The 12,533-nt window shown below is 72.7% G+C and carries 13 protein-coding genes; 6 read left to right on the top strand and 7 right to left on the bottom strand.

The genetic code is table 11. From position 1 onward, the window contains the following. Positions 1–12 precede the first annotated feature (12 nt). From AC1C2V_RS09750 to AC1C2V_RS09730, 5 genes are all read right to left on the bottom strand, one after another. A complete protein-coding gene (locus tag AC1C2V_RS09750; RefSeq protein ID WP_495389396.1) occupies positions 13–324 on the bottom strand; it encodes a DUF1330 domain-containing protein in 312 nt (103 codons plus the stop codon). A 70-nt stretch (positions 325–394) separates the two neighbouring features. Next, positions 395–865 carry a PPOX class F420-dependent oxidoreductase gene (locus tag AC1C2V_RS09745; RefSeq protein WP_495389395.1) on the bottom strand — a complete coding sequence of 157 codons (471 nt, stop codon included), beginning with the start codon at positions 863–865 and terminating at the stop codon, positions 395–397. Between the two features lie 47 nt (positions 866–912). Continuing rightward, positions 913–2,073, bottom strand: coding sequence for an SseB family protein (locus AC1C2V_RS09740; protein WP_495389394.1), 1,161 nt, complete (start codon positions 2,071–2,073; stop codon positions 913–915). Between the two features lie 43 nt (positions 2,074–2,116). Then, complete coding sequence (locus AC1C2V_RS09735) at positions 2,117–2,644, bottom strand: SMI1/KNR4 family protein (protein ID WP_495389393.1); 528 nt, start codon at positions 2,642–2,644, stop codon at positions 2,117–2,119. Between the two features lie 10 nt (positions 2,645–2,654). Continuing rightward, positions 2,655–4,556, bottom strand: a complete 1,902-nt coding sequence (locus AC1C2V_RS09730; RefSeq protein WP_495389392.1) for a polymorphic toxin-type HINT domain-containing protein — start codon at positions 4,554–4,556, stop codon at positions 2,655–2,657. A gap of 310 nt (positions 4,557–4,866) precedes the next feature. On the opposite strand from AC1C2V_RS09730, the gene aspS reads away from it, so the two are divergent. Then, a complete protein-coding gene (gene aspS / locus AC1C2V_RS09725) occupies positions 4,867–6,648 on the top strand; it encodes an aspartate--tRNA ligase (RefSeq protein ID WP_495389391.1) in 1,782 nt (593 codons plus the stop codon). Here the strand turns inward: aspS and AC1C2V_RS09720 are convergent. Continuing rightward, on the bottom strand, positions 6,587–8,104 hold the full coding sequence (locus AC1C2V_RS09720) for an FAD-dependent monooxygenase (RefSeq protein ID WP_495389390.1): 1,518 nt from the start codon (positions 8,102–8,104) through the stop codon (positions 6,587–6,589). The two genes, aspS and AC1C2V_RS09720, sit on opposite strands and share 62 nt — an antisense overlap. Positions 8,105–8,200: 96 nt before the next feature. Between AC1C2V_RS09720 and AC1C2V_RS09715 the strand changes: the two genes are divergently transcribed. Next, on the top strand, positions 8,201–8,770 hold the full coding sequence (locus AC1C2V_RS09715) for a TetR/AcrR family transcriptional regulator (RefSeq protein WP_495389389.1): 570 nt from the start codon (positions 8,201–8,203) through the stop codon (positions 8,768–8,770). 41 nt (positions 8,771–8,811) lie between these two features. Then, the gene (locus AC1C2V_RS09710; protein WP_495389388.1) at positions 8,812–10,200 is read left to right on the top strand and encodes a replication-associated recombination protein A; all 1,389 of its coding nucleotides are present in this window, start codon (positions 8,812–8,814) and stop codon (positions 10,198–10,200) included. A 34-nt stretch (positions 10,201–10,234) separates the two neighbouring features. Here the strand turns inward: AC1C2V_RS09710 and AC1C2V_RS09705 are convergent, their stop codons facing one another. Then, positions 10,235–10,678 (bottom strand): globin domain-containing protein, encoded by a 444-nt coding sequence (locus AC1C2V_RS09705; protein WP_495389387.1) that lies wholly within the window; start codon positions 10,676–10,678, stop codon positions 10,235–10,237. Between the two features lie 291 nt (positions 10,679–10,969). On the opposite strand from AC1C2V_RS09705, the gene rpsD reads away from it, so the two are divergent. The 3 genes from rpsD (at position 10,970) to AC1C2V_RS09690 (ending at position 12,519) form a co-directional block, all read left to right on the top strand. Beyond that, positions 10,970–11,596 (top strand): 30S ribosomal protein S4, encoded by a 627-nt coding sequence (gene rpsD / locus AC1C2V_RS09700; RefSeq protein WP_495389386.1) that lies wholly within the window; start codon positions 10,970–10,972, stop codon positions 11,594–11,596. 150 nt (positions 11,597–11,746) lie between these two features. Next, positions 11,747–12,139 (top strand): DUF948 domain-containing protein, encoded by a 393-nt coding sequence (locus AC1C2V_RS09695; RefSeq protein ID WP_495389385.1) that lies wholly within the window; start codon positions 11,747–11,749, stop codon positions 12,137–12,139. After that, complete coding sequence (locus AC1C2V_RS09690; RefSeq protein WP_495389384.1) at positions 12,139–12,519, top strand: hypothetical protein; 381 nt, start codon at positions 12,139–12,141, stop codon at positions 12,517–12,519. Before AC1C2V_RS09695 ends, AC1C2V_RS09690 begins: the two co-directional genes overlap by 1 nt. Positions 12,520–12,533: the final 14 nt, after the last annotated feature.

Genomic DNA, 12,533 nt, shown 5'->3' with positions numbered 1-12,533 from the left:
CCACCGTACGGGTCAGCCCACCGGGCGGACCCGCAGGATCTCCGTCCGGGCGATCGCGCGGTCGCGGACGTCGACCCGTGCCGCGCGATCAGGATCCGCCAGGTAGGCCGCGAGCGCCTCCTCGTCGGGCATCTCGATGATCTGCACCTCCGTGGGCTGGACGGCGCCGTGCTCGGCGTCGTCCGTGTGCGCGACGTTCGTCACGCGCTGCAGCACCCGGCCGCCGTGTCGGGGGACCAGCGCCAGCACCTCGGTCTCGTAGTCCTCGAGCGTCAGTGCCTCGCCGTCCACTGCCCAGAGCAGCACGCACAGGGTGATTGCCATCGTTCGCCTCTCGCCGTCGGGAGACCGGACCGGTGGCCCGGAGGAGCCGATCCTGTCACGCTCGGCCGAATCACCCCTGCGCGAGTCGCGGGGGAAACCCGCCGGTGGCGACCGGTCCCCACCGCTCGATCGTGATCCGTACGACCGACTTGCCCTGGCGCACCATCGCCTCGCGGTACTCGTCCCAGTCGGGGTGCTCCTTGTCGGCGGCCGCGCGGTAGTACTCGACCAGCGGCTCCACGGAGTCCGGCGCATCGATCACCTCGGCGGTGCCGTCCACCTGCACCCACGCGTCGTCGAAGTCGTCGCCGAGCGCGAGGAACGACGCCTGCGGACGCCGCCGGAGGTTCACCGCCTTCGCCCGGTCCGGGTAGGTCGACACCACGATGCGTCCGGCGGCGTCGACGCCGAACGTCACGGGGCTGAGCTGCGGGCTACCGTCACCGCGCGTCGTGACGAGCACGCCGTGTCGCCGTGCCCGGAGGACGTCGAGCAGCTCCTCGCGTTCGACGCGGCTGGTGGTAGCGATCCTGGGGGCCATGGGTGTCTCCTGTCGTGCCGGTCAGTCCGATGGTCGGTCGCCGATGGTCAGTCGTCGGTCGACGTGGCGACGCCGGGTTCGCTCATGAGCCACTCGGTGGCGAAGAGGACCTTGTCGGTGAGCCCGAGCATCGCATCGCGGATCTCGACGTGCGGGGTGGAGAAGGCGAGGCGGGCGGCCGCCTGCGCCCCGGGCGCGGGCGCCCAGTAGTCGATCAGCAGCAGGGGGACGTCCTGGCCGCCGTGCTCCGGCGAGCCGTGGGCGACGCGGACGTGGCGCAGGAACGGTCCGGAGAGCGTCTCGGTGGTGGTGAGCTCGTCCTCGGCGGCGAGGCCCGGGTGCAGGCGGTCGTGGATGCGCTGCAGGTGGGGGATGCCGCCGGCCTCGGGGCCGAGGTCGTGCCAGTACAGCGTGAGGTTCAGCGCGAGCGCCGCCTCCTTGCCCGGCAGCACCAGGTAGGCCATGACCTGCCCGCCGGCGGCGGCGGCCCTGGCGGCGACGTCGGTGAGCTGGTCGCGCAGGTCGCGTCGCAACGTGGCGCCGCGGTCGCCGAGAGCCGCCCCCTGCTGCTTGACGACGGCACGGATCTGCTGGTCGCGCTGGGCTTCGTCCACGAGGTCGATCAACGCCCAGTGGTCCGGCAGGTTGAGCTCGATGCCGATGCCGCGCGACCCGCCGGGCTCGTCCAGGGTGGCCATCGCGTGCAGGCCCTCGATGCTGATGCCGGCACCCGTGTCGTCGGCCATGCCGGTCGGGTCGGCGTCCGACCCCGGACCCAGCGCCGCCACGACGTCGTCGACGCCGAAGGCCATCGTGTGCGGGCCGGCCGGGTCGAGGACGACCTGGTCGAGCACGGCGCCGTGGCGGTGGAGGAAGGGGAGCAACGAGTCGCGACGGCGGAGGCTGAAGGCGCGCGAGGGGTCACCCGCGAGGAACGGCTCCAGGGTGTGGGGCGACGAGAACACGCACAGCGCGTAGGGGCGCTTCGCGTCCTCCGGCGCGGGGAAGACCCGCACCTGCGGCGTGCCGTCCTCGCGCTGGAGGATCGGCACGACGACGGCGTCGTCCCGCAGGGCGCGGCCGACGGCGGCGCGGTCCGCTGCGGCGAGCGCGGTCGCGAGGAGGGCCGAGCCCGTGCCGGACCGCGTGACCGGGGTTCCGCCCGCGGCGGGTGGTGAGGACGGTGCGACGTGGGTGGCGTCCGTCATGGTCGATCAGGTCTCCTGGGTGAATGGATGGGTGCGGTGCGTGTCAGACGCTCGGATACGGCCGGTAGACCTGGTCGACACGCACGAAGGTGTCGGAGAAGGACTCGGGGACGATGTCGCCGGTCATGATTCCTTCGAGGAAGGCGGTCGCGCTCAGGTCGAACCTCTCCCAGCTCTCGCCGTCCGCGTCCTCGACGTACACGACGTAGGCGGCCGGGTCCGCCCCGGGATCGACACGCCAGAACACCGTCTCCCCGTTCCCGGTGTTCGCCCAGGCGATGAGCCGGCTCTCCTGCGGCAGGTCGTCCGGCCGCGTCTCCGGGTCGTCCTCCCACAGGACGAGGAGGTCGCGGAACACCCCGGCCGACTCCCGGAGGTCCTGGCTCGGTAGCTCGTGCCCGGGGGCGAAGAGGCGGACGTAGCCGAACCACTGCCCCGCGCCACCGGCGTCGAGGAGCTGCCGGAAGTCCTCGGGGACGGTGATCTCGAGCTGCTGCTCCACGCCTGCCCAGTCGTACGGCTCGCTCGGCGGGACCAGGTTGCCCGCGTCGATCAGGTCCTGAACGCTCATGTGCTCGCTCCTAGCTTCTCGTGCCGAACCGGAAATCGTCCGCGTTCTTCGGAAGGTTGCCGGCGGCGACCTCCTCCGAGTACAGGGGCAGGTCCGCACGGTTGTCCAGCGTGTAGTCCAGCTTGTACCCGTCGGCGCCGTCGGCCTGGAAGTGGATCTGGCTCGGAACCTCGGCGGAGCCCTCGTACTTGGGTGTCACCCGGTAGTCGACGTCCTCGCCGCCGTTGACGACGCGCTTCACCTCGCGCTCGACCGCACGCTGCCACGGGCTGTTCGAGCGCGGGTGCTGGGCGACGAAGTTGGCCGCATGGTCGTTCGGTCCGCCGAGGTTGGCGCCGCGGAGGTGCCCACGCTGGTGCACGCCCTCGACGTACCCCAGCGGGTCGACCTTCGGGTCGGTGGTTCCGCCGATGTCCTTTTTGGTCAGCTTGGCCCTGATGCCTGCCGGGCGCCCGAGGTCGTCGACCTTGTACGTGCCGCCCTTGATCCGGTAGGTCTTCCCCGGCTTGAGGGCCTTCGCGTGGACGGCGTTGTGGACCAGGACGGGCAGGCTGCCGGCGAGGACGTAGTAGTTGTGGTGGGTCTCGACGTGGAAGTTGTAGACCGTGACCGCGTCGGTCTCGTCGCGCTCCTCGATCTCGATGCGGTCGAGGGTGACCGTGCCGTCGCCGGTGGTGTCGCTGGTGACGAGGATGTCGCCGGGCTGCAGGTCGCGGGCGAAGATCCAGCCCATGTTCGCGACCATGAACGGGTGCTCGTCGGTGGTCGTGACGACCGACCCGTCGATGGTCAGGTGATACAGGGTCGTGGTGGTGCGCACGAAGGTCTCGACCACGAGCTGCAGCTCGTCGAAACCGGTCTGCAGGTTGTGGGCGTAGACCTTGTCCCCGGCGCGGACGTCCTCGATCGCCTTGACCCCATCAGGGCCGTCAGGGGTGCGGATGAGGGTGCCCGCGGTGAAGCAGGTGCCGAACCCGACCTTGCACCAGGCCTTCTTCGCGCCGGTCTTGGCGCCCTGCTTCAGGGCGGCCTTGGACAGTCCGGTGGCGGCCTTCGCGGCGCCGCCGAGGCCGATCACACTCAGTGCGGCGCCGGCGATCGCGATCCCGGCCTCGGCCCAGGAGCGTTCCCCGGTCGCGGCGAGGGTGATGTTCGCGAGCGCGCTGACGATGGCTGCGATGGCGGCCACGACGATCAGGACTCCGGCGAGCGCGGTCCCGACGATGGGGATGAACGCGACCACGACCGCGAGGAGGCCCGCGATCATGGAGATCATGTCGGCGATGTCGGCGATCGCGGCGACGAGCTTGGATCCCCAGTTGTCCCACCAGCCGTCGTTGAGGTCGTCGCCGCCGGTGATGTCTTCGATGCGGGAGACCGCGTCTCCGGCGGCACGATCCCGGTCGGAGGTGGCGGTCTCGATCGTGGACCGCGCGGCGGCGAGCTGCCCGTTCGCGTCGTCCGCGTTCCCGCCGGCAGAGTCGGCCTGCTGCTGGTACTCCCGCTTTTCTTCCGGATCGGTCGCGGCGTCGGCGAGGTCCTGGTTGCGGTCGCGTGCCCCCGCGGCGGAGTCGGCCGCGTCCTTGGCCTGGCGGGCCTGCTCGAGGGCGGTCAGGGTCTCGGCTTGGACGCGTTCGAGCGCGGAGGCGTAGTCGACCAGGGCGTTGCCGGTGGCCTGGTAGCGCGAGTGCGCGCGGCGGATCTCGGAGACGGTGTCTTCCTTGGTCTCCATGAGGGCGTCCACGGCCTGGGAGATCGTGCCCGCGACGTCCAACCGGGACATCGCGCCGGCGGCGTCGTTGATCGAGTCGGCGACCTCGAGGTAGTCCTGCCCGCCGTGGAGCACGAGGACGGGGTCGCCCGGTGTCGGGTCGGAGTCCAGCCCGACCGGCGACCAGTCCGCCGGCCTCACAGCGTGTCTCCGGGCACCGCGAACGTCACGGCCACCATCCTCGATTTCGGTCCCGGTTCGGTCGCCGCATGCAGGTCCATGCGCAGGTCAGCCATCGATCTCTACCCCCTTGTGCCAGGTGAGAGAGTAGCCAGGGTCGTCGCTTGTACCCGCGCAACACACTCGGACGCCCGGCCCGGAATCACCAGGACGTGCCCCCGGGTACAGCGACTAAACTCGCCACGTCGCGCCGAGAGCGCGACCGCCTCCCGGCCGGGCACCGGGGACGGCGGCACCACCCGCCCACCCACTTTCACGAAAGGAACCCTCCGTGCTCCGCACCCACACGGCCGGCTCACTGCGGGCCGAGCACATCGGCCAGACCGTCACCCTCACCGGGTGGGTCGATCGCCGGCGGGATCACGGGGGAGTGGCCTTCATCGACCTGCGCGACGCGTCGGGCATCGCCCAGGTCGTGATCCGCGACGAGGCCGTGGCGCACCCGCTGCGCGCGGAGTTCGTCCTGCAGGTCACGGGCGAGGTCGGACGCCGGCCTGAGGGCAACGCGAACGCGAACCTCGCCACCGGCGAGATCGAGATCGTGGCCAAGGACGTCGTCGTGCTCAACGAGTCGGCCCCGCTGCCGTTCCAGGTCTCCACGGCCCTCGCCGACACCGAGACGATCGGCGAGGAGGCGCGGCTCAAGTACCGCTACCTCGACATTCGTCGCCCGTCGCAGGCCCACGCGCTGCGCCTGCGCTCGAAGGCCAACGCTGCCGCCCGCGGCGTCCTGGACGAGCACGACTTCGTCGAGGTCGAGACGCCCACGCTCACCCGTTCCACGCCGGAGGGCGCGCGCGACTTCCTGGTCCCGGCCCGACTGGCGCCCGGCTCCTGGTACGCGCTGCCGCAGAGCCCGCAGCTGTTCAAGCAGCTGCTCATGGTGGGCGGCCTCGAGCGCTACTACCAGATCGCCCGCTGCTACCGCGACGAGGACTTCCGCGCCGACCGGCAGCCCGAGTTCACGCAGCTGGACGTCGAGCTGAGCTTCGTCGAGCAGGACGACGTCATCGCCCTGGCGGAGCAGGTCCTCGTAGCGCTGTGGAAGCTCATCGACGTCGAGATCCAGACGCCGATCGCGCGCATGACCTTCGCCGAGGCGATGCGCCTGTACGGCACGGACAAGCCCGACCTGCGCTTCGGCAACCCGCTCGTCGAGCTCGCGGACTACTTCGCCGAGACCCCCTTCCGCGTGTTCCAGGCCGAGTACGTGGGCGCCGTCGTCATGACCGGGGGCGCCTCGCAGCCGCGCCGCCAGTTCGACGCCTGGCAGGAGTGGGCCAAGCAGCGCGGCGCCAAGGGTCTGGCCTACGTCACGTACGGCGAGGACGGCACGCTCGGCGGCCCGGTCGCCAAGAACCTGTCCGACGTCGAACGCGAGGGCCTCGCCGCGGCCACGGGGGCGCGGCCCGGCGACGCCGTGTTCTTCGCCGCGGGCAAGACCGCCGACGCGCGTGCACTGCTCGGCGCCGCCCGCCTCGAGATCGCGCACCGCACCGGCCAGATCGACGAGGACGCCTGGGCGTTCGTGTGGGTCGTGGACGCGCCGCTGTTCAAGCCCACCGGGGAGGCCGCCGACGAGGGTGACGTCGCGCTGGGGCACTCCGCCTGGACGGCGGTGCACCACGCGTTCACGTCGCCCAAGCCCGAGTGGATCGACAGCTTCGAGCAGGACCCGGGCAACGCGCTGGCGTACGCCTACGACATCGTGTGCAACGGCAACGAGATCGGCGGCGGCTCGATCCGTATCCACCGCCGCGACGTGCAGGAGCGGGTCTTCGACGTCATGGGGATCGGGCCAGCGGAGGCGCAGGAGAAGTTCGGCTTCCTGCTCGACGCCTTCAAGTTCGGCGCCCCGCCGCACGGCGGCATCGCCTTCGGCTGGGACCGCATCGTCGCGCTGCTGACGAAGTCCCCGTCGATCCGCGACGTCATCGCGTTCCCGAAGTCCGGCGGCGGCTACGACCCGCTGACCGACGCGCCCGCGCCGATCACGCCGGAGCAGCGCAAGGAGGCCGGGGTGGACGTCGACCCCCGGGCCCCTCAGGAGTGACGCTCGCCCTCGGCGGTCTGGCGCTCGCCCCGGTCACCGCTGCCGCGAGATATCCGTCGGGGCGTACCAGGAGGGTGCTGCCGTTGTGGTCGGCGCGGCGCACGACCACCCGTGCGCCGAGGCCCGCTTCCGCGGGCTCCGGCGCCACCGGGGCCGCCGCGCCGGAGTTGGGCTGCACCAGCACGAAGCGGCCGGCCCGCAGCGCCTCCGCGAGCCGCGTCCCGTGCGGCCCGGGCGCCAGCGGCAGGTCGGGCACGCGGTGGCCGACGAGGCGGTGCGCCCCGCGCGGGCGGGTATAGCGGACGCCGAGGGCGGAGATCAGCAGCGCGGCGCGGCGGCGCACGGCCGGCAGGCGGGCGACGACGCTCGCCACGACCTCGCGGGCCGTCGCCACCGCGCGGCCGGGCCGCACGGCGAGGCGCAGGATCGTGCCGCTCGCGCGCAGCACCTGCGCCCCGACGGGGTGCCGGTCGGCCTCGTACCCGTCGAGGACCGCCGGGTCAGCGCCGCCGACTACCGCCGCCAGCCGCCAGGAGAGGTTGGCGGCGTCCTGCAGCCCGGTGTTCATGCCGAGCCCGCCGGCAGGGCTGTGCGAGTGGGCGGCGTCCCCGGCGAGCAGGACGCGCCCCGATCGGTAGGTGGGGGCCTGCCGCTCGTCCGCGGAGAATCGGGTGGCGAACCGCAGGTCGTGCATCCCGTGGTCGTCGCCGAGGGTCGTCCGGGCGACCGCCCGCACCTCGTCGAGGGTGACCGGCTCGTCGAGGTCGCGCTCGCCGTCCCAGCCGATGAAGCGGTACCAGTCACCGCCGAAGGGGGCGAGGAAGCCCAGCACGTCGTTCGCGGCGGCCACTGACAGCACGTTCGCGGGCGGCCTGGCCAGCCGGACGTCGGCCAGGATCATCGCGCGGATGACGGTCTCGCCGGGGAACGGGATGCCGACGGCGTCGCGCACCGTCGACCGCACGCCGTCCGTGCCGACCAGCCAGGGGGCGCGCAGCCGCACTGCGGCCCGCGGGTCGCCGTCGTCCGGCTCGGCGGTGACGGTCACGCCGTCGGCGTCCTGGGCCACCGCGGTCACGCGGATGCCGTGCCGGAACGTCACCCCGGCTGCCTCGGCGCGCCGTCGCAGGAGCCGCTCGACCTCGTACTGCGGGGTGACCAGCACGAACGGGAAGCGACCGGGCAGCGAGTCCAGGGGGACGGCGACCCGCTGGAACAGCTGCACCCGGGGCACCGGCTGTCCCGTGGTCAGGAGCTCGTCGGCGAGGCCGCGCGCGTCCAGGGTCTCGAGGGTGCGGGCGTGCACCGCGAACGCGCGGGTCAGGTTGCTCAGGCCGGGCGGCCGCTTCTCGAGCACCGTGACCCGCGCCCCGGCCGTGGCCAGGTCGCCGGCGAGCAGCAGCCCGGTCGGGCCGGCCCCGACGACCATCACGTCCGCGTGCGTCTCCGCGTTCATCGTGTCCCTCCGTCCTTGATGCCAACAACTGTTGGCAATTCGACGATAGGCGGGTCGTGGCGGCGGGTCAACAGATGTTGGCCTACAGTCGTTGGCATGGCTGAGAACCACCGGCCGCGACGGTCGGACACCACCCGCGCCGCGATCCTCGCCGCCGCCCGCGAGCGATTCGCCGAGGACGGCTACGAGCGCGCCACGGTGCGCGCCGTCGCCGCGCAGGCGGGGATCGACCCGTCGATGGTGATGCGGTACTTCGGGTCCAAGGAGGAGCTCTTCACCCGCGTCGTCGACGTGGAGCTCGGCATCCCGGACGCGGCCGCGATCGCCCCGGACGCCCTCGGTGCCACGATCGTGGAGCACTTCCTGGACCTGTGGGAGCGGGACACGGTCCTCGTGACCCTCCTGCGCGTGGGCATCACCCATCCCGCCGGTGCTGAACGGATGCGCGACGTCTTCCGGGCCCAGCTCGTGCCCGCCGTCGAGCGATTCGGTCCGGACCCCGCGGACGCACCCCGCCGCGCCACGCTGGTGGCCTCCCAGATCCTCGGCATGGCACTCCTGCGGTATGTGCTGCGGTTCGGCCCGGCCGCCGAGATGTCCCGCGAGGAGCTCGTGGCCTGGCTCGGGCCGACGGTCGAGCGCTACGTCACAGCCCCCCGGCCCTGAGCCGGGCCGCCGCGTGGGCGGCGCTCCGTAGGCTGGGGCGCATGGACCTGTTCGACTCCGCGCTCACCGGCGCCCGCGGCACGCCGGCGAGCGCCCGCTCCGGCCCGAGCGCCCCCCTGGCGGTGCGGATGCGGCCGGCGACGCTCGACGAGGTCGCCGGCCAGGGCCACCTCCTCGTGCCAGGGTCGCCCCTGCGCCGGCTCGTGGAGCCCGACGACGAGTCGGCGCGCCGCGCGGCTCCCGGCTCGGTGATCCTGTGGGGGCCGCCCGGCGTCGGCAAGACCACCCTCGCGTATCTGGTCGCCACGGTCTCGGGGCGCCGTTTCGTCGAGCTCTCCGCGGTGACGGCGGGGGTCAAGGACGTCCGGCAGGTGATCGAGGATGCCCGCCGGCGGCTCGTCGCCGGCGGCGAGGAGACGGTCCTGTTCATCGACGAGGTGCACCGGTTCTCCAAGACGCAGCAGGACGCGCTGTTGCCCAGCGTCGAGAACCGATGGGTCACGCTGGTCGCGGCCACCACGGAGAACCCGTCGTTCTCCGTCAACTCCCCGCTGCTGAGCCGGTCGTTGCTGCTCACCCTCAAGCCACTCACGGCCGACGACGTGCGCACCCTCGTGCGCCGCGCCGTCGAGGACGAGCGCGGCCTCGGCGGCGCGGTCGTGCTCGCCGACGACGCCGAGGACCAGCTCGTACGGATGGCCGGCGGCGACGCCCGCAAGGCGCTGACCATCCTCGAGGCCGCCGCGGGCGCGGCGCTCGCGGACGCCGGCAACGGGAAGGCGGCGGAAGCGGCCGTCCCCGTGGACCTGGAGACCGTCGAGCGCGCCGTGGACGTCGCCGCCGTGCGGTACGACCGCGACGGCGACCAGCACTACGACGTCATCTCCGCGTTCATCAAGTCGATCCGCGGGTCGGACGTCGACGCCTCGCTGCACTACCTGGCCCGCATGGTGGCCGCGGGGGAGGACCCGCGGTTCATCGCGCGGCGCCTGGTCATCTCCGCCGCCGAGGACGTCGGCATGGCCGACCCGTCCGCGCTGCAGACGGCCGTCGCCGCGGCCCAGGCCGTCCAGCTCATCGGCATGCCCGAGGGGCGGATCGTCCTCGCGGAGGCGGTGGTGCACCTCGCGACCGCCCCGAAGTCGAACCGTGCTTACGCGGGCATCGACGCGGCGCTCGCGGACGTGCGCGCCGGGAAGGTCGGCGTGGTCCCGGCCCACCTGCGCGACTCGCACTACGCGGGGGCCGAGCCGCTCGGGCACGGCGCGGGCTATCGCTACGCCCACGACGCCCCGCACGCCGTCGCCGCGCAGCAGTACCTGCCCGACGAGCTCGAGGGCCGGCGCTACTACGAGCCGAGCGACCGGGGCTTCGAGAAGCAGGTGACCGACCGCCTCGCCCGCATCCGGGAGATCCTGGGCGGCACCTGAGGCCCTCGAGGCCGGTCCGGTGGCGCCCGAGGGGTCAGCGGGCCTCGAGCTCGACGAGGGTGCTCGCCATCGTCCGGTAGACCTCGTCCCACGCCGCGGCGACCTCGGGCGTCACGGCGTCGCCGAGCACCTCGACGATCGCCGCGAAGAGGTGCTCGTGCACCACGTCGTACTGCGCCGGCGTCACGCCGAGGACACGGTGTCGGCGTGCCGCGGGGGCGAGGACCTCGCGCGGGTCCTCCTGCGTGTCCGCGACGAGCAGCGCGGCACAGGCGACGATCGCCGCGGCCAGCGCCCGCTGTTGTGTGCCGTCCTCCAGCCGTGCGGGGGCGAACATCGGCCCCCGCAGCTCCGGGTGCGCGTCGAGCAGCGTCCGGTAGAAGATCGTCGTGATGTCGTCGATGGTTGCCTCGACCGCCGGGAGGGTGGCGCGGACGACCTCGGCCGAGCGGGGCGAGAGTGTGGTAGACGCAGACATCGTGCGGGACTCCTTCGTCGCAACGCGTGAGCGCCGGCAGCGCCGGCCCGCCCAGTCAACCGCCGGGAGGTGCAGCGGGGCAAGGGGTGCGCGGTGGCGGGCGGCCGTCTGACGCCCCGGGGATGCGATAGGATGCTGCGGTTGCCGTCTCGGCGACCGCCTGGGACCTCGGCCCCGTGAGCACCCCGTCACTCCGGTGCGGGAAGCTCCATCGGCTGGTCCCGCACCCGACCTCCCTCCGGGGTGGGAACCGGGTGTGACCTCATCCATCACCACAGGACAGGAAGTACATTGAGCTCCGTCACCAAGTCGCGCCGCCAGGTCCGCCTGAGCCGCAAGCTCGGCCTCGCGCTGACCCCCAAGGCCGTCCGCCACTTCGAGAAGCGTCCGTACCCCCCGGGTGAGCACGGCCGCGCCCGCCGTCGCACCGAGTCGGACTACGCGGTCCGCCTCCGCGAGAAGCAGCGGCTGCGCGCCCAGTACATGCTGCGCGAGAAGCAGCTCCTCAAGATCTACGAGGACGCCCGTAAGCACCCGGGCCTGACCGGTGAGGTCATGGTCGAGGACCTCGAGACCCGCCTGGACGCGCTCGTGCTGCGCGCCGGGTTCGGTCGCACCATCCTGCAGGCCCGCCAGGCCGTGACCCACCGTCACATCCTCGTGGACGGCAAGATCGTCGACCGCCCCTCCTTCCGCGTGAAGCCGGGACAGACGGTCCAGGTCAAGGCGAAGTCGCAGGCCACCACGCCGTTCCAGGTCGCCGCAGCCGGTGCGCACCGCGACGTCCTGCCGGCCGTGCCGGGCTACCTCGAGGTCAACCACGAGAAGCTGTCGGCCACGCTGACCCGCAAGCCGAAGCGCGCCGAGGTCCCCGTGACCTGTGAGGTGCAGCTCGTGGTCGAGTTCTACGCGCGCTGACCCGCGTACGCAGTACCGGACGCCCCGTCACCCGCTCTGCGGGGGGCGGGGCGTCCGGCCGTTCCATGGCAGCCCCCGGCAGCGTCCCGAAGAGGCGTCCCGGGATAGGGTGACGACCGACCGTCTGACGCCTGTGCGAGGAGAGATCTGATGTCGATGGGTGACGTGGCCGGGCTCATCGCGGCCGTCGCGTTCGTGCTGCTCGTGGGCCTGCTCGCGATTCCGCTCGTGAAGCTCGGCCGGGTGCTCGACGAGGCGACGCGGTCCATCCGCGAGGTCACGGAGCACTCTGTGCCGATCCTCGACGAAGCGGCCACCACGGTGGCGTCCACCAACGACCAGCTGGTCAAGGTCGACACCATCACCACGTCCGTCGCCCAGGTGAGCGAGAACGTGTCCGCCCTCGCGGGCCTCTACGCCTCGACGCTCGGGCGCCCGCTGGTGAAGGTCGCCGCGTTCTCCTACGGGGTGCGCCAGGCGTTCACGCGAGCCTCGCGCTCCGCCGGCCGGGACGGTGCTCAGTCGTCGAAGGCGGCCCGCTGATGCGCCGGCTGTTCTGGGTCGGAGTGGGCGTCGCGGTGACGGTGGTCGTGATCCGGCAGGGGCGCAAGCTCGTGGCGCAGTACGCGCCCGCGGCCGTGGTGGACCGGGCCGAGCGCGCGGCGCAGGACGCCGGCCGGCGTGCCGAGAGCTTCATGGGCACGTTCCGGCGCGAGTTCACTGAGGCACGGACGGCCCGGGAAGCCGAGCTCACGGCGGCGTTGCTCGCGGAGGGCCAGCCCGATCCCGAGGACGTGCGGGCGAGCGGGCTGGGCCCGCGCGACCTGCGCCGCGGCCCGGGCCACGCCCGGCACGCGGCCGAGGCGGCCGACCCGGAGGCCGAGATCGCCGCCGACGAGGCCGAGCTCGGCTACTCGTTCTGAGAAATCCCGTTCCG

The organism is Isoptericola sp. Y541 (assembly GCF_059445465.1).
The sequence above is the reverse complement of the archived record's forward strand: the minus strand, read 5'-3'. Positions and strand labels throughout refer to the sequence as shown.